Origin of the sequence: Bartonella krasnovii (assembly GCF_003606345.3) — a bacterium.
Taxonomy (GTDB): domain Bacteria; phylum Pseudomonadota; class Alphaproteobacteria; order Rhizobiales; family Rhizobiaceae; genus Bartonella; species Bartonella krasnovii.
Window position 1 is genome coordinate 900,273 of sequence record NZ_CP031844.2, and the last position, 18,365, is coordinate 918,637.

Below are 18,365 nucleotides of genomic sequence, written 5' to 3' on the forward strand. Positions count from 1 at the left end.
AAAATATGATGCATAATCCTGCACATCCGGGTGAAGTTCTAAAAGTAGCTTTCTTGGAAGAAATGGGGCTATCAATACAAAAATTAGCCGACCACCTCCATATGACAAGAGCTTCTCTATCAAGAGTGATTAATGGGCATGCTTCTATGAGTACAGAGCTTGCAATTAAATTAGAATTAGCTGGTTTTAGTAAAGCTAAATTTTGGTTAGATATGCAAACAAACTATAATTTATGGAAAACAATGCAACAGACACAACCGCTTATTTCTCCTCTAGTTTCTGAGGATAATCAAACACCGCTTTGATTTTGTTTATAACTTTTATGGTGCTTTTCTTTGTTTTTAGCTGCTACCCATTGCCTTAGTTTTTTTGAAGTTTTTTAATTGCTTCTATTGCTAGGCGTTTTCTATCGGCTGTTTTGGTATAAAGGGATGCCATTTTATCTTCTGTCCAGCCAAATAGTGCTTTCATTTGTGAAACTGTAGCACCAGCATTAGCAGCGCGTGTTGCTGCTAATTTTCGCAATCCATGCGCTGATTTTTTAATTCCCGCCGCATTACATGCTTCACGAAATAAGTTGCCAAAACTTTCTTTTACAAGCTTATTTCCACCTTTACCACAAATGAATGTTTCATTACCTATAGGACCAATTTTAAGAGTTTCTGCTAATTCAGGTAAAATTGGTAAAAAAACATCTGTTTTAAATTGGCTCTTTTCTGTTTTGAGATGAATAATATTATCTTTAACATCTTTCCAGCCAATGCGAACGGCATCACCACGGCGTAACCCGGTATAAAGAAGAACATCAATCCATACGCGCTCATGGGTACCGACAGACCAATGTTGATAATATTTATCTATGTCCTCTTCTAGCCATGGTCGCAATCCTTCAGTGTTAAGAGATTTCGGGGCTTTGATATTAAAAGCGGGGTTTCTGTTTAAAAGAGCATTATCAACCGCCCAATTAAAAAGACCATTTAAAGCCGTTAAAAAGTGTCTTGCTGCTGCGGGAGTATTGCGTCTTCTTTCTACAGCATCAAGAATATGTTGTTTTTCTATACTTTTATAGGCGCGATTACCAATATGTTTAGAAATATTATTTAGAATTCTATATTTAACTTTTTTCGTTGACTCTGATTGATTATGCCATTGCATGCTTTGTAAATACTGATGTAATAACCAATCGAAAGAGCCCTCTACAAGTCTGTTTTGTTTTGTTTTCTTGGAGGTGCCATTTTGCGCTTGCTTAAGGGCAAGTGTATAATTGTCAACGAATTCTTGTGTTCCGTAAGTTCCTGCAATCCGAACCCGTGGTCCATGACCAATACGGACATACCATATGATTTTACCATGGCGTGTACGTTCAAGAACAAGATAGGGTGGACGACGCTTTGGCATGGTTAGAATTCTATGCCGTCAACAGAGGGGCAAGAAGGGTGATTACTACATTCTTCTTGTTCATTTTCAAGAGGAGGAAAATCTTCAATACTGTAAGCATTATTCCTTGTTGTTGGTGATGTTATAGTTTTATTGATATGAATTAATAATTCTCCAGTAGGTTTTATTTCTACAACCTCTGCGCCTTGTTTTTTGGCTTCTCTTAAAGCGCGCGCAATGGCTGGTTGTGTTATGGTAGGTGGGCGGTGTGCCATGTCAGTTCCCCTTAAATTTAGCTGCAATTCACCCGTGTTGTGAATCATGATTTTTTTTGAAAATTTTGGTAAGAGGGTGGGGGTGCTGGGAGGAGAAAGCACCCCCATAACATCAAGCGGCTTTCGCTAAAATCTTTTGCATCTCTTGGTCTATTTCTGCTAAAAAGATTTCGACCGCTTGATTAATCCGTTCGATTTGTTCTTCATCACGATTGATGCGTTTGATCTTCATTCTCAAACCAGTGGATTTGCCTACAAAGTTTGGATTATAGCTCATGAAATCACACCATTTACGTCCCGTACAAGCCATTTGGAATTGCATTTGTGTGATATATTCGGGCTTGATATTACTATCTATAAAGAAGCGTAGATGATTTGATGATTGTGGGCATTTAATCTCAATTAAACCGTCCTCACCAATAAGCCCATCAGGACTAGCACCAGCCATTTGGATTGTAGGATGTTGAATGAAACCACACCTTGTGACCTCTGTATCATAAATGAATGCATATTCTCTCAAGGCATCTTCTTCATAGTCAATGCCCCATTGCATAGCTGGCGTTATATAAGATTGGCTTATTTCTTCTGTTAATCGCTCTGTCATAAGTTTTATTTTGTAGTCTTCATATTTGCTTGTAGGCATTCCCTTGGCTGTTTTACTGAGTACGTTATAAACGTTTGAAGCGGTGACTTTACCTAAACGGGCTTGAAACCATTCTGCTGTTCTTTGTTCCATTTCACACCGCCTTTTGTTGCTCTTGTTGTGCTTTATTCATTTGCGAGCGTTGCTTTTTTTTCAAAGCAAACAAAACGGTTTGGGCTTGTTTATAAGACATCTGTGTGAGATTTTTTACGCCTATAAAAGCAAGAATATCGTTTTCCTTTGTTTGTGTATGTTCTATTAATTCTTTGATTTCATTCATCTGTTCAAAAGAGATACCAGCAAGAATTGTGGCTCCATCTGTATCGTCTTCTTTTCTTGCTACATTAAGAAGCATGCCTAGCAGGTATCTTCGTGCATAGGTAATTGTAGAGCCAACCGCTTGTATGCTGTTTTTGCTCCCTGTAGCGTCAAAGGGAAATGTTCCTTGTGTTGATATTTCATTGCCAGATATATGCTTTAAAGTCATTTCTACGGTTATACCGTTTGAATTCTGTTCTTTGATCTGAGAAAACAAGGCAAAGTGATGTTTTGTAAGAGTTTCCTTGATTGCATCAATATATTTATCAAGCGTTGTATAGATACTTTTAGTATGTGTATTAAGGGCATTTTGTTCGATGTTTTTATATTCCATTTGCATAGCAGAAAGATCACGGACAAAGTCTTGGCGCTCTTGTCGTTCTATCTCCTTTTCTCGCAATTCGAGAAGACTCTTGAGACGCTCCAGATCAACATCACTTTGTAAGGCTCTTTCTAAAATAAGTTCCATAGCTGTAGAGTTGGTTTTACAAGCGTTTGTTTTTTCCATTAATTCCGTTTGTGTGGTACTTTGTTCATTCATCTTGATTTCCTCCATTTAAAGCGCAACTCACCCGTGGCGTGAATCACGCATGTGTTAAAAGTCGTTTGGTTATTTTTTAGTTGGTCGATAGAGATGCTATAGTTTCATCAGTAAGTTCATAGTTCTTTTCCATGATTTATTTCCTTTAAGTTAGACTCTCCCTTTGCCGCTCTTGAAAAGAACGGCATTGGTTTGTGTGATAATTTTTTGAAAAAGGGGTGCTTTTAGAAACGTGACGTATAGCTTGGGTAGTTTGGAAGGACATCCCAAGGAGTTAAACGGTGCTGTTGTTCATAAGTACCGTAGACCTCATCATTATATCTTTCTTTTGCTAAATCATCTAAAAGGTCATTGTAAGTATCACTTTCGCGTATAAAGTAATGAACCTTGCTCTCCTCATAGAGATGTTTGATATTTTCTTCTACATATGCGTCTGCAATTTCTTCAGAAATGTCTTCACAACTATTTTCAGAAGGATTTATACGAAAGATTTGGATAACATCATCTACCCCATTAACAATGCTTAGAATTTGACTTGCATCAAGCGGTCCAGATTCTGCAATGTGTTCATCTCTATCGAAGTAAACTGAATGAACTAAGAGAATTTCATTGGAATTAATAAGAATTGGCTTTTCCATAATTTCCCCTCCCTAACGCCTCTTGGCGATTGTTTATGCGTGGTTTATGGATATCTTAGTACATTATGAACGATACATAGTCAAGTACAAATTGTACTATTTTTTCAAAAAAAATAAAAAAATGACGAATCAGTACTTGTCTTGTTGATAACGTAAACAGAAAGCCATACTGCTTACATGTCAAGAATAGTACGTCGTACACGACCTATTATAGAGATAGCACCTTCAAGTTTTGGGGCTTTTATTGTTTTATCGTATGAAGCAGGCTGAAAAGGAGGATTATCATTGGGTCTGTATCGTTTATATGTTGCTCGGCCAGATTCATCTGAAATTACATAGCAGGCATTAGGTACAAGCTTTTTATCTTGCATATTTACAAATATTATAGAATCTGGAGGGCTAATTTTATTCATAGATGCACCATCTACACGCAATGCAATCCATTTACCGGCAGGAAGGTTAACAGCTTCTGTCATAGGATAATCTGAAAAATCCATTATCCCATCTTGCTCACTTAACTCTCCTGCACTAATCCATGAAATAAGAGGAATACTTATATTGAGGCTAGGATTCTCTTGAGGAGACTCACCATATAAAATCCATCCCGGATCAACGTTAAATACTTGTCCATAGAGCTCGGCTTTTTGGCGCGAAACAGGACGATTTCCATTTTCGTGACTAATAAGAGTATTTTGATTAAGAGCCGGTATAGCGCGTGCCGCTTCGCTTGGTGTTGCATATCCAGCGTTTTTACGTGCTATTTTAAGTCTATCTTTTGGCAAATAAGTCATTCGTACATTATCCACTATTTTTTTCATTCATTGTGTACTATTTTACCTTGATTTAAAATTGTACGTAATGTACTATTGTTGCCATGGTTAATAATTTTTGTATCAAAAATTTGATTGAATCTTGGGGATCTATACGCCGATTTGCTGAAGAAATCGGATGTAGCTATGAAGCTGCGCGTAAAATGCGTGACCGCAATAGTATTTCTCCAAAATATTGGAACATAATTATCCAAGTGTCTAAATCCAAAGGCCTATCTTGGGTTACATTAGATTGGTTTCTCCATAATTATGCGAATAAATACCATAGGGGTATTCATCCTATAACAAAGTCAAAAAAAGATATGCTCCATTTAATGAAAAAGTTTAGCACACCTGCCCCTACAGATAACAACGAGCACCAGCAGCAGCATTCACATTCTTAAACAGGCAAAAATAAAGAGATCAAATAAATAGATTACGCGTCATCATGCGCACGCATAAATACGCAACAGCCTTAAGGGGGGATTATGATCACTAACGCACAAACCATTCTCTGTCTTGATCTAGGCACTAAGACAGGGTGGGCGATACGTGGTGCTGATGGTCACATAACAAGTGATACAGAACATTTTCAATCACGCCGTTTTGAAGGCGGTGGTATGCGGGTACTGATGCAGCGCATGTTTACGGTGGCTTTCTAGCAACTTTAACGGCTTGGTGTGAACATCATCAGATACCGTATGAAGGCATTCCAGTTGGTACGATTAAGAAAGCGACAACGGGGAAGGGTAATGCTTCAAAAGAAGAAATGATTAAAGCGGTGTGTGCAAAAGGGCACGCGCCTAAAGATGATAATGAAGCAGATGCTTTGGCAATTTTATATTTAAAGAAAGAAGGGGGTATGCATGTCCAGTAAAATACCATGGACGAGACTTAATACAGATCAGTGGCTATTTAAACTTTCTGACTTACCACCTATGGAAGTCAATGTTTATGTGAAGTTGCGAATAAGAATGTTACACACGCGTGAACCTCTTTTGAATGATTCACGAGTATTATCTCATTTTACTTGTTGTACAGTAAAAAGATTTGAAAAGGCGTTAGATTATTTATTTAGATCTGGGCACATCATTTCTTTAGACGATGGTCGTTTGTGGAGTTCAGATGTTGAGGAAGAACTCAATAACTCAAATGAAAATATAAATAAATTTTCAGAGAGAGCACAGAAGGCAGCGCAAGCAAAATGGGCAAAACATCATAAAGAAAAAACAATTAGCGATGATCAAAATGCTAAGCATGATGCTAAAGCAATGCTTAATGATGCTAAGCATGATGCTAACGATATGCTTAAGCATGCTACAAGCAATGCTAATGCAATGCTTAATGATGCCATTAACAATAACAATAACATATATAATAAAAAAACTAATACTATCGTATTAGCAAAAAAAGAAATTGGTTCTGAAAATTTAGAAACAAACGATTTGGTTCAAGAGCCAATCGAGGGTGATACCCTCCAGAGCCGACCAGAACAAATCGAAGCGGGTGTAGAAAACCAACCTCCCATTCACGAGCAAGAAAACATTCCGAAAAAAGCAAAACAAGCGAAAGCTAATCGAGGCTGTCGTATCCCTGCGGATTTTGAACCCGATTACGATTTTGCACTCACAGAGGGCTTGCCTCCAGAGCGTATCAAAATCGAGATCGCAAAGTTTCGAGATTTTTGGAAAGCCAAAGCAGGCAAGGACGCACGCAAAACAGATTGGCAAGCAACATGGCGTAATTGGGTACGCAAGGCGGTTGATGATTTAGAAAAAACAAAAAACACAAACAACAATGGTGGAAACAATGGAAACTTTTCAAAAGATCAAAAAACTCGTGGTGGTACCGGAGAGACAATCCGTAACCTTATCCGTGAAGCAGGATTTAGCAACTCCACTTCAAGACATTGCACAACAGATGGCGCAATACGTCACAAGGGAGTATCCATGGACCTTGATCAGTGGCGTGAAATTGACACCAGCTCTAGAGGAACAAGCTTTCACAACCTATCAGACAGTCCAAAACTTACTTACCTTGAAAGCGTCTGTTGAAGACATTGCTGAGGCTCTTGATGTGCTTGAAGGTGGTTTGACAATGCAAAAAGTTTCCAATGCAGAAGCACGTGCAAAGGCTTATATCGCTGCTCTTAACGGCATTTCACTCTGGGCTTTGTTGCAGGCTGTTAAAAATCTTATACGTGGAGAAGCCAAAGGCATGTCAACAACGTTTGTCCCTTCATGTGCTGATCTTGTGCAGTATTGCCGTGATTTAGAAAACGGGCTTTTGGGAGTGGCTGAGAAAGTTTTCATAGCCATTGAAAATACTCGCAACAAGGCATTGGGTGGTAAACGTATTTCATTCACGAGAATAGGCGAGCCCGATGAAAAGCATCATAACAATTCAAAAGCAGCATAAAAACAGCAAAATAGTGAAAAGTGCTGATCATTTTGGGAATAGATATGCATTTAAATCAATAAAATGGCACCGTACAGAGCGATTTAAAGATTTTATAATAAATCCAATATCTGCAATACAAAACGCTCTATATAATCAAATTTGAGTCAAATAACCCTATTGGCAAATTTAAGGATAAAGACATGCAAATTTTACAACGTCTGTTCTTAACACAGAGTAAACAGACCATGCACAAAAAATTTATTGCAACAGCAGTGGGATATGCACCATGGGGATTAGGGGTTGAAGAGTATTTTTATAACCTTTACGAATATGAAGATGGAATGAGAGAATATGAGGAATTCGATGGTGGTCAATATCAAGATTATGAGATACCTGCGAATGTTGATTACAGTACCAAGGCGCAAGTGAAAGCATGGCTATACGGTGGGAATTTACCAAAAAGCGTATTGAATTTTGAACCGTTAATAGACGAGTTAAATGCAAAAATCAAAAAACGTACAAAAGATAAAAAACGTACAAAAGATGATGAGTTGATTTGTGAGATAACGAATGATGGTGAGAGAGGCTACCCATTATCGAGTGAAGAGATAGACAGAGAGCTAGAAAAAGCGCTTGATATTCAATTAGGTAAGTACAAAAAAGTGAAAAAATCGCAAAGTCATGTTGACAGTGAAAGAAAGTTCGTTTAAGAAGATTTCAAGTGTGTAGAAACACTTAGCGATAAGCGGGTAGATCACGATAAGATCTTTCCCATTTTTTAGAATACTGACTGTCTTTTATGCTGTGAATAGCGTATGATGATTCATGTCGGGTGTGGTTATGCCATACAAAACCCTTTTTAGGGGAAAGCATACAGCGGACTTATCGCCGTGTTTCTAGCGCCCGACGCCCTTTTAGGGTGTCAATAGAAACCTCATTACGATAAGGAAACATTCCAATGAAAAAATATGAAATTACAGACAGAACAAAACAAGTTTACGATATTGAAACTCGTCAACCTAAAAACCTTTATCGCATTCGTGCTTTAAGAGATTTTGATGATGTCAAGGCAGGGGACCTTGGGGGCTTTATTGAACATGAACGCAACTTATCCCATGATGGAGATTGTTGGGTTTATGATAATGCTATGGTTATTATGAATGCTTTCATTTCTGAAAATGCAAAAATACGTAATGACGCTGCTGTTGCTGACAATGCCAAAGTTTATGGCAATGCCAAGATTTATGGAAAAGCTAAGGTTTATGGTAGCGATACCCGTGTTTATGGCAATGCTCATATTTATGATAATGCCAACATTTGTAGTGACGTGTGGTGTCGTAGCAAGGGGCGGATTTATGGCAAGTGCGTGGTTAGTGATAATGCTAAGGTTTATGGGGACGCAAAAATTTGTGGTCAAGTTTGTGACAATGCCGTGGTTTATGGCAAAGCCTTTATTTGTATAGAGGCAAAAATTTATGACGATGCAAAAGTTTGGCATAGTGCTCATGTAAAGGGCTCTGTTTATGGCAATGCTAAAGTATCAGGATCTGCTCATGTCTGTGAGGGGTCTCATATTTTTGATAATGCTAGGGTTTATGGCAAAGCGGCTGTTTATAAAGATGTCAAGATTTATGGGAATGCACGGGTTTATGAGAATGCTCGTATTTATGGAAAAGTAGAAATTTATGATGATGCATGTGTTTCTAACAGGTCTATTATTGCAGAGGGTGTGAAAATTTATGGCAATGCCGTTATTAATGGCAAGCAAAAGATTTGTGATGATACTGATGGTAGTGAAAAAATTTTAGATAAAACAGCCTAAATTAAGGGGCGGGTAGCCGCCTTATAGCAAAAAAGCCGCGTCTTAAATGGGGGCGGCTTTTGTTTTGCTATAAAAAACATGTAAAAATGCAAGCGATTAAGTAACATTAATATTGTATATTCAGTTACTTATAATAACTATTTAACAAGAGCAATACCATTAATACTGATAATACATAAATATACGTTATTATCTTATTGAAATAATTGAAAAAATAAACAAATTATGCTAGGATTTTACGTATATAAAGTGCAAATCGAATGGAACTTACAAACATGTTGAATAAAGTGATCTTAATTGGCTATCTTGGAGCCGCCCCCGAAAGCAAAACAATGAATTCTGGTGCCGAAATAGTCAATTTTAGGTTGGCTACTTCTGAGAGCTATACAGATAAAAACACGCACCAAAAAGTAGAAAAAACTGAATGGCATTCCGTGGTGGTTTTTAATCCACATTTGGCAAAAATTGCGCTTCAGTATTTACACAAAGGTTCAAAAGTTTATGTAGAAGGCAAATTACAAACCCGCAAATGGCAAGATAAAAACGGTATTGACCGCTTCACAACAGAGATTGTCTTGTCACAATACAAAGGCGAATTGCAGTTGCTTGATGCAAAAAAAGAGCAATCCACTCCTTCATCCATTACTTCTCAAAGTTATGCTATCGCCTCTGGTGCCTCCGATTATAGCGTATCTCTTAATGACAGCATGCCGTTTTGATTTAAAGATATAGCAAAAAGAAAAAAATGTGAGTTTCCATAGATGAGGGGATGTATGAGAAAGCAAGATGCTTACATTTCACAAGTAACAGTACGTCAAGATCCTGTTAATCAATTGGCAATTGAAATGCGTGCAAAGCGCTTCTGCTTGACCATAGAAGAGGCTAAAAATCCGCTTTCTGGTACTTATGTTGGGCGGCTGTGTTTAAAAGGTGTGCTTACCCAAGAACAGTATGATGCTGCGCAAAAATATCTTGAAGTAAAAAATGACTATTCGTGTGCAAAAGGTTTGCCAAGCGCTGTGTATGATGAAATACCATCATCTTCTGATGAGACAGCAAGAGAAAAATGGGTTGAATTTGCAACAGAACAGTTTTCTAATATGCAAGAGGCGATAAAAGAAACACAACATCTCTATAGACAGTATAATCTTTATACGTCTTTACAATATCTTGTTGTAGAAGATCAAACATTGCCACATCTTGTGAATTCTTTGCGAATTGCTCTGAATGTTCTCCAGAAATATTTTGATCAAAAAAATAAATGGTAAATGTTTTACGAGTATTTTTATAAAAGCATCAAAAGCTCTTGAAATAGTTTTTAAGGTGTTATATTTTTATATAATATTTCAGAGAGGGTGTTTTATGTATACAACAAAATTACGTAAAGTTGGAGGGTCAGTGATGCTTTCTATACCACCTGTCTTGCTTGATGTTCTCCATCTTACTGAAAACACACAAGTGGGCTTGGCTGTTGATAATGGACAATTGATTGTGAAGCCACAAACATTTCCAAGTTACACTCTTGATGAATTATTAGCCCAATGTAATCCTTCAGTTGATTTTGCGGATGAGGATATAGAGTGGTTTGATGCTCAACCTGTTGGTAGCGAGCTTTTGTAATGAAGCGGGGAGAGATTTGGCTTGTATCTCTTGACCCATCTTCGGGTTATGAACAAAAAGGAACGCGTCCTGTACTGATTGTATCACCAGAAGCGTTTAATCGTGTAACGAAAACACCTATTGTCTTGCCTATTACAAGCGGGGGGAATTTTGCTAGAACAGCAGGTTTTGCTGTCTCATTAATGGGAGTAGGATTGCATACAACAGGCGTGATACGTTGTGACCAGCCACGTGCTCTTGATATTGGAGCGCGTCAGGGTAAAAAAATGGAAACAGTTCCCCCTATGATAATGAACGAAGTTCTTGCTAAGCTAGCAACATTTCTCACGTAGTTTTGTTTACGCATCTGAACGATGTTAAAGTAAGCAGTATGGCGTGAACTGTTTTCTGTACGTCTTTTAAATACTAGGAAAAATAATTTATTCTATGTGCAAAAAGCACCCTTTTTATTTCTGAAGAGGTGAGGAAAGAGCTTGGCTTGGACGATTAGAGACGATTAGATATAAGAAACTAAGAAAATTATCTATTATTTTGTTTCAAAAGGTGTGATTGTTGTTCTAATAATTCTGCTATAAATACCGCGTGAAAAAAGCTACATAATATATATACAAACATTTCAAAGCATGCGATATAAAACACAGTTTCCATAGATATGATTTTGCAAAACTGAATCCAAAGAATTAATACATGTAGTAAGAACAAATTCGGTAGCAATTGGATTCTATCTTGGATTGGTGCTATACAGACTGTAAGAGGAAGAGTAAGCACCAAAATAATTATTCCTATCAAATAAGGCGCAAAGGAGTGGGGAAAACATGTGGCAATTATATACGATGTAGACAAAATAATTATTAAAGTCGCTGCTGCTGCGAAATAGGATAATCCCACTAAGCGCAAGAGTAAAAATAAGCTGCGTTTGGCAAAGCGAAAGTAATAATCTCTTGTTTTTTCTCCGCTTTTTTTCTTAATCGCTCTATGTTTTTTAAATTCTTCTCGCTTTTCAATTATTTCATTCCATTCGCTTTTATCCTTTGCAAAGGCATAGTTAATAGTTTCTACTGTTGGTGATATTATTGTTAATAGTACGTTTCCTACTATACTTAGTAAGGTGATTAGAATTTCAAATATGCCCTTTAGCAATAATCCAATACCGCAAATTAATAATATAATAATATCAATTAATATTGGGATTATTAAGATAAGGATTACAATTCCTATAATAAACCACATTTTTCCCCCTTTTTATTAATTATCAGTTTATTAATTATCAGTCGTATAATTGATTCGTTTAGAAGATACAATTGTGAGTGGTTGGTTGTTAAAGATACTAGATTTAGGCAAGAAAATAAAAAAATATACAATATCGTGATTTTTTTGTTGACATGGTGTAAATAATGGTGTTTCATAGCGCTGCTGTACTGGTCGAATTGCGTCCAAAATTACAGTAGATCGTTTCTCGTTAAACCCCTTTTATAATGATATGATTGTTTAGAGCCCTGCGTTTGCGGGGTTTTTTATTATCTGGAGGGAGGAATTTATGACATCGGAAAACACACAACAGGTTTTACAGCCGACCAAAAAGCCTCTGCCACCCAATGCTGGTCAAGGGCGTGTTAAAGGGGTACCGAATAAGAATACACGTCTTCTTAAAGAGGCAATCATTAAAGCTGCTGAATTGGCAGGCAGTAAATATGGTAAAGAGGGATTGATTTCTTATTTGGAACAGCAAGCGATTAAATGCCCTGCGGCTTATTTAGCGTTGCTTGGTAAGATTTTGCCTTTGCAAGTGACAGGAGAAGATGGGGGAGGCATTAAGATCATAGGGCGTGTGGAAATAGCGCCTTTAACAATGAATGACGACAAGACAGATTAAGATTGTACCAAAGCTTATTCCACTTTTTGCAGGGGATGCTTTGGTCAGAGCGGCTTGGGGTGGACGAGGGTCTGGAAAGACAAGGTCCTTTGCTTTGATGGCTGCTTTAAAAGGCTATCAGTTTGGTATGGGAGGAATATCAGGGACTATCCTTTGTGCGCGTCAGTTCCAAAATTCGCTCGCAGAAAGTTCATTGGAGGAGATTAAGCGTGCTATTGAAGTCCATGATTTTTTGAAGGACTATTATAAAGTTGGAGAGGCTTCGATTAAGTCAAATGATGGTCGTATAGCCTTTCAGTTTTGTGGACTAGACCGTAATATCGCCAGTATTAAATCGATGGGGCGGATATTGCTCTGTTGGGTTGATGAGGCAGAACCCGTCACAGAGACAGCTTGGCAGACACTTATACCGACGTTGCGTGAAGAAGGAGAGGATTGGCGTGCAGAGTTATGGGTGACATGGAACCCGTTACGAGACAATGCTCCCGTTGAGAAGCGCTTTCGTTTTTCAGACAATGAGGCGATTAAGCGTGTAGAGATCAACTGGTCAGATAACCCGAAGTTTCCAAAGATCTTGAATGAAGCGCGGCTTGATGATCTGAGAAACCGTCCAGAGACCTATAAGCATATATGGGAGGGCGCTTATCTTACCGCTGTTCAAGGGGCTTACTACCAAAAGGAGATGTTGGCAGCCGAGCAGGAGGGGCGGATAGGGCGTGTTGCGCGTGACCCTTTGATGCAGATACGCGCCTTTTGGGATATTGGGGGCACAGGTGCCAAGGCAGATGCAACGGCTATTTGGATAGCGCAGTTTGTTGGCAGGGAGATCAGAGTGCTGGATTATTACGAGGCACAAGGGCAGCCGTTGTCAGAGCATATCGGCTGGTTGCGTGACAATGGTTATGAGAAGGCACTGATGGTGTTACCCCATGACGGTGCGACCAGAGACCGTGTGCACAATGTGAGTTTTGAGAGTGCGTTAAATGATGCGGGTTTTGAAACGCAGGTCATTCCTAATCAAGGGGCGGGAGCTGTCAAGATGCGGATAGAGGCGGTGCGGCGTATTTTACCTTCAGTTTGGTTCAATGAAGAGATGACGGTAGCAGGGCGCAAAGCACTGAATTGGTATCACGAGAAATGGGATGAGAAGCGCGGCATTGGTTTGGGTGCAGAGCATGATTGGTCGAGTCATGCAGCCGATGCCTTTGGACTAATGTGCATTGTTTATGAAGCACCACGTATTAAACCGCAACAAGAACGTTATTGCACTATGGAAAGAGAAGCGGCGTCATGGATGGCATTCTAAATCATAACTATAAAAAAACGACATATTTTGATGAATATGAACTCTATAGGCGCTTAAAATCTTGGTATAAGGAAGATATTGAACACGTTAATGAATGGCGTGAACAGGCGCGCGAAGATTTTGATTTTTATAATGGTCGTCAATGGGCAGAAGAAGATCTTGCGGTTTTAAAGGCGCAGCGGCGCCCCGTCATGACCTTTAATCGCATTGCACCCCTTGTTAATGCAATTGTTGGGGCAGAGCGTAACAACAAGCGTGAAGTGCAGTTTCAACCACGACAAGTGGGAGCAGCCATATCTAATGAATTGCTCACCGGTGCAGCAGAATGGTTTCGTGATGAGGCAGAGGCGGAATATGCCGATTCCGATGCTTTTCAGGATATGGTTATTTGCGGTATGGGCTGGACAGATACGCGGCTTGATTATGAAACAAATCCTGAAGGAACCCCCGCTGTTCAACGTTTAGATCCCTTAAAAATGGTTTGGGATGCCAATGCTGTAAGACCAAATCTCATTGACGCACAGCGTATGTGGTATGTTGATCGCAAATCCGTTGAGGATGCGAAAAGTCTTTTTCCTGATGTTTCTGTTGAAGATCTTAACGCCGATTGGGCTATCGATAGTACAACCGCTTCTGAGGATTCTCATGTGTCGCTTGATGCGTATCAAGATGATTCCAGTGCGTCTTCTCTCTCAGAGCCGTGTTCTGGGAAACGCTATGTTACGCTTGTTGAATGCCGTTGGTTTGAATATGAGACCACTTACAAGGCGCCTGATCTTCAAACCGGTCAGATGCGCAACTATAGCAAACAGGAGTTTGAACAGCTTCAAAGGGTAATGCCACAGTTACAAGGTGCGCGTTTTAATAAAAAAGTGGTGAGACGCGCTTTTCTGGGGCGGCGCCTTTTAGCAAAGCCCGATAAGCCATTAGCACCTGATGGACAACTTGGGTGGGAGTGTATCACGGGCACGCTGGATAAGCTTAAAAACCAGTTTTACGGGATTGTTCTCCCCGCAAAAGATCCACAAAAATGGTCGAATAAATATTTTAGCCAAGTGATGTATATCCTTAATAGCCAGTCTAAGGGCGGCTTGATGGCAGAACGAGGCGCTTTCGATGATGATCGCCAAGCGTTAGAAAGCTGGGCGAGAACGGATACGATTACTTGGGTTAAAAATGGCGCGCTTACAGGAGGGAAAATTCAACCAAAGCCAAGTGCACAATTTCCCAATGGATTTTTCCAGCTGTTTAATGAATCGCGTGAAGCGATAACGCATGTAACAGGGTTATCGGCTGAGTTTATCGGCACAAGAGAGGTTAATCAAGCCAATGTGCTGGAAAATACACGCCGGCAATCAACGCTTAATTTGCTTGCGGGGCTGTTTGATAATCTTAAGCTTTATCGATGTCGACAGGGAAAGATTATCCTTTATCTTATTCAAAATTATCTTTCTGATGGGCGTTTGGTACGTATTTCTGGAGCAGAAAATGCGCAGTATGTACCCTTAACACGTGAAGCTGTCACAACGCTTGAATACGACATTATTGTTGATGATTCACCGACAAGCCCCAATGAAAAAGAGAAAACTTTTGCGGCAATTACGCAGATGTTGCCTTTGCTTGGTGGGTTCTTAACACCGGAGATGATTCCAGATCTTTTAAAGCTTTCCCCACTACCGGCAACATTGGTAGCAAATTTAACGGCAAAAGCACAGCAAGCGCAACAAGAACAACAACAGCAGATGCAACAAAGCCAAGGAGCTCAATTAACGCCAGAACAACAAGCAAAGATTGCAGCTTTACAACAGGAGTGCCAAGCAAAGGGCAAACTTTATCAACTTGATGCACAGCAGAAACAAGCGGCATTGCAGCAGAAAAATATCGAACTTTTCTTGAAGCAAGAACAAGCGCAGATGCAACTTGAGTTGCAACAGGCAAAAAATGAGATAGCGCAGCGTGATTTAGAACGCAAAGCTTTACAGGCACAGTTGGAACACTATCGAGTTTTGACAAAAAATATAATAGTACATTGAAGGAACAGAATATGGAAGAAGAGTTTACACCTGAAGAACAAGCAATTTATGACGAACATTTTGCCAGTGATAATGCTGTTGAGTTGGTCGAGTCAGAGCAAGTTGAAGAGGTGTTTGAAGCAGAGGAAAGTTCTGAACAGCCACCTGTAGAAGCTCTTCAGGAGCAGCCAAGTTCTGATGCAATAGAATCTGATAAATTAGAGCAAGAGCGGCAAGCACGCCAAAAGGCAGAACAAAGCGCCATTGAAGCGCGTGAATTGGCTATTGAACTTGCGCAAAAATATGCTGCAATGCAAGAAGAAATCACACGCCGCCGTGATGAAAATGTTCCCTCTCTAAAAGACGACCCAGAAGCACATGTTGCATGGCTTAGTCATAAGGTACAGGAACAACAGAAATTGCTTGATGAGTTTTCTCATATGAGAGAGAGCCAAGAGCGCATGAGTCAAGAGGAATATGAACGTCAAAAGTTAGGGGATTATTTCGAGGAATCCAAAGCGCAGGTACAAGATAAATATCCAGATTTAGACAGTATCACGGACTATCTCTATGAAAGAGCAGACAATGTTCTACAAGCGCAAGCAAGCCTTTATCCGCAATGGAAAGACCCTGTAGCACGGCAACAGCAAATTGGTGCAGAATTGCGCCAAATATGCCAGCAGTGTCAGAAAGCCGGTATAAATCCAATTGAGGTGCTGGTGCAAAAAGCGAAAGCTTTTGGCTATAGTGGAGCACCAGTTAAGGACGAAGTGGGAGTCCTTCAAGAGCGCTCTCAAGCAGCGCGGACGCTTACGGCGCGTGGCGGGCAAGTTCCAACAGGTGGTATGGATGTGAGAACGCTCTTCTCCATGCCAGAAGCAGAATTTGCAGCATGGGTTGAGAAAAATCCCAAAAAATTTGAACAAATTATGAGTAGAGCATGAAGATGTGCGCAATGGCGCGACAGAGAGAACCCAAGTGATTTTTATCGTTTGGGGGAGCCGCAAGGCGAGTTTTAAAACCAAGAAAGGCATTGATTGAAATGGCAGTAACAGAAGTAAAGCTCAATGACCCATTAGCCGTTGGCGTTTGGGCTAAGATGCTAAACACAGAGACCTCAAAAGCGTTGCCTATTGCACCGCTGATGGGGGAGAGCAAAAACAGCATTATCCAAGTGTTGGATGTGCTCGGAAAATCCGCTGGTGACTCCGTTACGAGTGGATTACGCGTCCAACTTATGGGGGATGGCGTTAGCGAGGGACAAACGCTGGAAGGCAATGAAGAAGCCCTCCAATTTATGAATGAAAAGGTGCGCATCAACGAGCTTACTCATGCTGTGCGCATCAAATATGAAGGCTCTATTGATCAACAACGTGTTCCCTTTAATTTGCGTAAAGAAGCAAAAGATGGGTTGGTTGATTGGTATGCAGACCGTTTAAGCTTGATGTTTTTTATTCAGGCAGCAGGTTATACAGCACCATGGATTCATTTTGAGGGGCGTACCATAACGCTTAAACCGGTGCATTATGGCTTTAATGCACCATTAGAGCCAAGCAAGTTGCGTATTATTCGTGCCAATAAGAAAAAAACGGATGAAGACCTTACGAAAGAGGATGTTTTTACATTAGATCTTATAGATCAAGCTGTTGAACGCGCTAAACTTGCTAATCCACGCTTGCGTCCTGTTCGTGTCGATGGAAAAACCGCTTATGTGATGTATCTCCACCCAACACAGGTTACCCAATTGCGTACCAATACAAAGAGCGGGCAATGGTTAGATATTACCAAAGCAGCTTACGATGGTTCGCGGTCTAAAAACCCAATTTTTGATGGCTCTCTGGGTATGTATAACGGTGTCATCTTGCGTGAAGCGGAGCATGTACCAAATGGTATCAATTCAAAGACACAAGAACCTGTTCCCTCTGTTCGTCGTGCTGTGTTGCTTGGGGCACAAAGCGTTATCATGGCTTATGGGCGCGTTGGAAATGGAACAACAGGAGGTGATGGAAAAGGAGGGACACGCTATAAACTTGTTGAAGAGTTATTTGATTATCAACGTGAATTTGGTTTGGCAGCAAAAACCATTATTGGCATGAAAAAATCACGCTATACCTTGCCGCATTCTGATCAAGGGGGACAAGACTTTGGCACGATTGTTATCCCTTCTTTTGCTGAAATCAGCTGACAATTTTAATTTCATGAAAGGATGACAATGATGGCAAAAACATCACCAAATACAACGGAACCTGGTGAAAGTGTTGAAACCGTGGAAAGCGTTGCCATGATAGATGAGGGATTGCCGCCTGTTTTACAAGGACGCAACAATTGTACGCAGCAGGTTAGTTTTTTACGCTCGCGTGTTAAATGTACAGATCAAGGGTTGATAACGAAAATTGGTGTTCTCCCCCGAGGGGCTTTTATCAAAAGCATTACAGCTTATACTATGGAGGATTTTGAAGATGTAACAGCTACATTTGGAAAAGAGCCTCATGGTAATGATTATGGAGATGTGGACCTTACGCAATCTACCGATGGCAATCTGTATCTACCTATGGAGATACGGGATGTTCCATTAGAAGCTGAAAAAACGATTTATATGACACGAGACAAGAAAAGCGCCAAAGGTGATACTGAGGTGATTGTTGAGTTTTACACCAATCGTTAAAGGCGCAAGGGGGCGTTTATTGCTTGCGTCCCCCTCCCACACAAGATGCCCCAAGACATTTGGAAG

At 40.0% G+C, this 18,365-nt stretch carries 23 protein-coding genes and 1 pseudogene; 17 read left to right on the plus strand and 7 right to left on the minus strand.

The features are described from left to right. Positions 1-5: 5 nt before the first annotated feature. A complete protein-coding gene (locus tag D1092_RS03740) occupies positions 6-305 on the plus strand; it encodes a HigA family addiction module antitoxin (RefSeq protein ID WP_120122206.1) in 300 nt (99 codons plus the stop codon). A 55-nt stretch (positions 306-360) separates the two neighbouring features. Here D1092_RS03740 and D1092_RS03745 read toward each other — a convergent pair whose 3' ends face one another. The 6 genes from D1092_RS03745 to D1092_RS03770 form a co-directional block, all read right to left on the minus strand. Further along, positions 361-1,398, minus strand: a complete 1,038-nt coding sequence (locus D1092_RS03745; RefSeq protein WP_120122247.1) for a tyrosine-type recombinase/integrase — start codon at positions 1,396-1,398, stop codon at positions 361-363. A 2-nt stretch (positions 1,399-1,400) separates the two neighbouring features. After that, the gene (locus D1092_RS03750) at positions 1,401-1,652 is read right to left on the minus strand and encodes a hypothetical protein (protein ID WP_120121873.1); all 252 of its coding nucleotides are present in this window, start codon (positions 1,650-1,652) and stop codon (positions 1,401-1,403) included. 112 nt (positions 1,653-1,764) lie between these two features. After that, positions 1,765-2,388 (minus strand): lambda exonuclease family protein, encoded by a 624-nt coding sequence (locus D1092_RS03755; protein ID WP_120122248.1) that lies wholly within the window; start codon positions 2,386-2,388, stop codon positions 1,765-1,767. A gap of 1 nt (position 2,389) precedes the next feature. Then, entirely contained in the window at positions 2,390-3,154 is a 765-nt protein-coding gene (locus D1092_RS03760) for an ERF family protein (protein ID WP_174767357.1), read from the minus strand. A gap of 224 nt (positions 3,155-3,378) precedes the next feature. Continuing rightward, entirely contained in the window at positions 3,379-3,792 is a 414-nt protein-coding gene (locus tag D1092_RS03765; RefSeq protein WP_120122249.1) for a hypothetical protein, read from the minus strand. Between the two features lie 173 nt (positions 3,793-3,965). Then, positions 3,966-4,583, minus strand: a complete 618-nt coding sequence (locus tag D1092_RS03770; RefSeq protein ID WP_120122250.1) for a LexA family transcriptional regulator — start codon at positions 4,581-4,583, stop codon at positions 3,966-3,968. 110 nt (positions 4,584-4,693) lie between these two features. Between D1092_RS03770 and D1092_RS03775 the strand changes: the two genes are divergently transcribed. The 10 genes and pseudogenes from D1092_RS03775 to D1092_RS03820 all read left to right on the plus strand — a co-directional run bounded on the left by D1092_RS03775 (position 4,694) and on the right by D1092_RS03820 (position 10,775). Beyond that, positions 4,694-5,005, plus strand: coding sequence for a hypothetical protein (locus tag D1092_RS03775; RefSeq protein WP_241440230.1), 312 nt, complete (start codon positions 4,694-4,696; stop codon positions 5,003-5,005). An 84-nt stretch (positions 5,006-5,089) separates the two neighbouring features. Next, positions 5,090-5,478, plus strand: a pseudogene (locus D1092_RS03780) (hypothetical protein). Next, on the plus strand, positions 5,468-6,655 hold the full coding sequence (locus D1092_RS03785; protein WP_120122252.1) for a DUF1376 domain-containing protein: 1,188 nt from the start codon (positions 5,468-5,470) through the stop codon (positions 6,653-6,655). Before D1092_RS03780 ends, D1092_RS03785 begins: the two are co-directional and overlap by 11 nt. Next, positions 6,639-7,019, plus strand: a complete 381-nt coding sequence (locus tag D1092_RS09610) for a hypothetical protein (RefSeq protein ID WP_174767382.1) — start codon at positions 6,639-6,641, stop codon at positions 7,017-7,019. Before D1092_RS03785 ends, D1092_RS09610 begins: the two co-directional genes overlap by 17 nt. A gap of 182 nt (positions 7,020-7,201) precedes the next feature. Beyond that, positions 7,202-7,711, plus strand: a complete 510-nt coding sequence (locus tag D1092_RS03795) for a hypothetical protein (protein ID WP_120122253.1) — start codon at positions 7,202-7,204, stop codon at positions 7,709-7,711. A gap of 248 nt (positions 7,712-7,959) precedes the next feature. Further along, complete coding sequence (locus D1092_RS03800) at positions 7,960-8,823, plus strand: LbetaH domain-containing protein (protein WP_120122254.1); 864 nt, start codon at positions 7,960-7,962, stop codon at positions 8,821-8,823. 275 nt (positions 8,824-9,098) lie between these two features. Beyond that, positions 9,099-9,542 (plus strand): single-stranded DNA-binding protein, encoded by a 444-nt coding sequence (ssb, locus tag D1092_RS03805; RefSeq protein WP_120122255.1) that lies wholly within the window; start codon positions 9,099-9,101, stop codon positions 9,540-9,542. A 54-nt stretch (positions 9,543-9,596) separates the two neighbouring features. Further along, complete coding sequence (locus D1092_RS03810) at positions 9,597-10,091, plus strand: hypothetical protein (RefSeq protein ID WP_120122256.1); 495 nt, start codon at positions 9,597-9,599, stop codon at positions 10,089-10,091. A 94-nt stretch (positions 10,092-10,185) separates the two neighbouring features. Further along, complete coding sequence (locus tag D1092_RS03815) at positions 10,186-10,443, plus strand: AbrB/MazE/SpoVT family DNA-binding domain-containing protein (protein WP_120122257.1); 258 nt, start codon at positions 10,186-10,188, stop codon at positions 10,441-10,443. After that, positions 10,443-10,775 carry a type II toxin-antitoxin system PemK/MazF family toxin gene (locus D1092_RS03820; RefSeq protein ID WP_120122258.1) on the plus strand — a complete coding sequence of 111 codons (333 nt, stop codon included), beginning with the start codon at positions 10,443-10,445 and terminating at the stop codon, positions 10,773-10,775. Before D1092_RS03815 ends, D1092_RS03820 begins: the two co-directional genes overlap by 1 nt. 187 nt (positions 10,776-10,962) lie before the next feature. Here the strand turns inward: D1092_RS03820 and D1092_RS03825 are convergent, their stop codons facing one another. After that, the gene (locus D1092_RS03825) at positions 10,963-11,673 is read right to left on the minus strand and encodes a hypothetical protein (protein WP_120122259.1); all 711 of its coding nucleotides are present in this window, start codon (positions 11,671-11,673) and stop codon (positions 10,963-10,965) included. A 307-nt stretch (positions 11,674-11,980) separates the two neighbouring features. Here D1092_RS03825 and D1092_RS03835 point away from each other — a divergent pair, with 307 nt between their 5' ends. The 6 genes from D1092_RS03835 to D1092_RS03860 all read left to right on the plus strand — a co-directional run bounded on the left by D1092_RS03835 (position 11,981) and on the right by D1092_RS03860 (position 18,299). Continuing rightward, entirely contained in the window at positions 11,981-12,316 is a 336-nt protein-coding gene (locus D1092_RS03835) for a hypothetical protein (protein WP_120122260.1), read from the plus strand. Then, the gene (locus tag D1092_RS03840) at positions 12,297-13,622 is read left to right on the plus strand and encodes a PBSX family phage terminase large subunit (RefSeq protein ID WP_120122261.1); all 1,326 of its coding nucleotides are present in this window, start codon (positions 12,297-12,299) and stop codon (positions 13,620-13,622) included. The genes D1092_RS03835 and D1092_RS03840 overlap by 20 nt, the downstream gene beginning before the upstream one ends. Then, positions 13,607-15,655: a portal protein gene (locus D1092_RS03845; RefSeq protein ID WP_120122262.1), complete on the plus strand. Its 2,049-nt coding sequence runs from the start codon at positions 13,607-13,609 to the stop codon at positions 15,653-15,655. Before D1092_RS03840 ends, D1092_RS03845 begins: the two co-directional genes overlap by 16 nt. Positions 15,656-15,666: 11 nt before the next feature. Beyond that, positions 15,667-16,578, plus strand: a complete 912-nt coding sequence (locus D1092_RS03850) for a hypothetical protein (protein WP_120122263.1) — start codon at positions 15,667-15,669, stop codon at positions 16,576-16,578. A gap of 98 nt (positions 16,579-16,676) precedes the next feature. After that, the gene (locus tag D1092_RS03855; protein ID WP_120122264.1) at positions 16,677-17,819 is read left to right on the plus strand and encodes a N4-gp56 family major capsid protein; all 1,143 of its coding nucleotides are present in this window, start codon (positions 16,677-16,679) and stop codon (positions 17,817-17,819) included. 30 nt (positions 17,820-17,849) lie between these two features. Further along, on the plus strand, positions 17,850-18,299 hold the full coding sequence (locus D1092_RS03860) for a hypothetical protein (protein WP_120122265.1): 450 nt from the start codon (positions 17,850-17,852) through the stop codon (positions 18,297-18,299). Positions 18,300-18,365: the final 66 nt, after the last annotated feature.

Coding starts and splice junctions, on each gene's coding strand:
- D1092_RS03740 (WP_120122206.1), top strand. CDS start 6: ATGATGCATAATCCTGCACATCCGGGTGAAGTTCTAAAAGTAGCTTTC.
- D1092_RS03745 (WP_120122247.1), bottom strand. CDS start 1,398: ATGCCAAAGCGTCGTCCACCCTATCTTGTTCTTGAACGTACACGCCAT.
- D1092_RS03750 (WP_120121873.1), bottom strand. CDS start 1,652: ATGGCACACCGCCCACCTACCATAACACAACCAGCCATTGCGCGCGCT.
- D1092_RS03755 (WP_120122248.1), bottom strand. CDS start 2,388: ATGGAACAAAGAACAGCAGAATGGTTTCAAGCCCGTTTAGGTAAAGTC.
- D1092_RS03760 (WP_174767357.1), bottom strand. CDS start 3,154: ATGAATGAACAAAGTACCACACAAACGGAATTAATGGAAAAAACAAAC.
- D1092_RS03765 (WP_120122249.1), bottom strand. CDS start 3,792: ATGGAAAAGCCAATTCTTATTAATTCCAATGAAATTCTCTTAGTTCAT.
- D1092_RS03770 (WP_120122250.1), bottom strand. CDS start 4,583: ATGACTTATTTGCCAAAAGATAGACTTAAAATAGCACGTAAAAACGCT.
- D1092_RS03785 (WP_120122252.1), top strand. CDS start 5,468: ATGTCCAGTAAAATACCATGGACGAGACTTAATACAGATCAGTGGCTA.
- D1092_RS03795 (WP_120122253.1), top strand. CDS start 7,202: ATGCAAATTTTACAACGTCTGTTCTTAACACAGAGTAAACAGACCATG.
- D1092_RS03800 (WP_120122254.1), top strand. CDS start 7,960: ATGAAAAAATATGAAATTACAGACAGAACAAAACAAGTTTACGATATT.
- ssb (WP_120122255.1), top strand. CDS start 9,099: ATGTTGAATAAAGTGATCTTAATTGGCTATCTTGGAGCCGCCCCCGAA.
- D1092_RS03810 (WP_120122256.1), top strand. CDS start 9,597: ATGAGAAAGCAAGATGCTTACATTTCACAAGTAACAGTACGTCAAGAT.
- D1092_RS03815 (WP_120122257.1), top strand. CDS start 10,186: ATGTATACAACAAAATTACGTAAAGTTGGAGGGTCAGTGATGCTTTCT.
- D1092_RS03820 (WP_120122258.1), top strand. CDS start 10,443: ATGAAGCGGGGAGAGATTTGGCTTGTATCTCTTGACCCATCTTCGGGT.
- D1092_RS03825 (WP_120122259.1), bottom strand. CDS start 11,673: ATGTGGTTTATTATAGGAATTGTAATCCTTATCTTAATAATCCCAATA.
- D1092_RS03835 (WP_120122260.1), top strand. CDS start 11,981: ATGACATCGGAAAACACACAACAGGTTTTACAGCCGACCAAAAAGCCT.
- D1092_RS03840 (WP_120122261.1), top strand. CDS start 12,297: ATGACGACAAGACAGATTAAGATTGTACCAAAGCTTATTCCACTTTTT.
- D1092_RS03845 (WP_120122262.1), top strand. CDS start 13,607: ATGGATGGCATTCTAAATCATAACTATAAAAAAACGACATATTTTGAT.
- D1092_RS03850 (WP_120122263.1), top strand. CDS start 15,667: ATGGAAGAAGAGTTTACACCTGAAGAACAAGCAATTTATGACGAACAT.
- D1092_RS03855 (WP_120122264.1), top strand. CDS start 16,677: ATGGCAGTAACAGAAGTAAAGCTCAATGACCCATTAGCCGTTGGCGTT.
- D1092_RS03860 (WP_120122265.1), top strand. CDS start 17,850: ATGGCAAAAACATCACCAAATACAACGGAACCTGGTGAAAGTGTTGAA.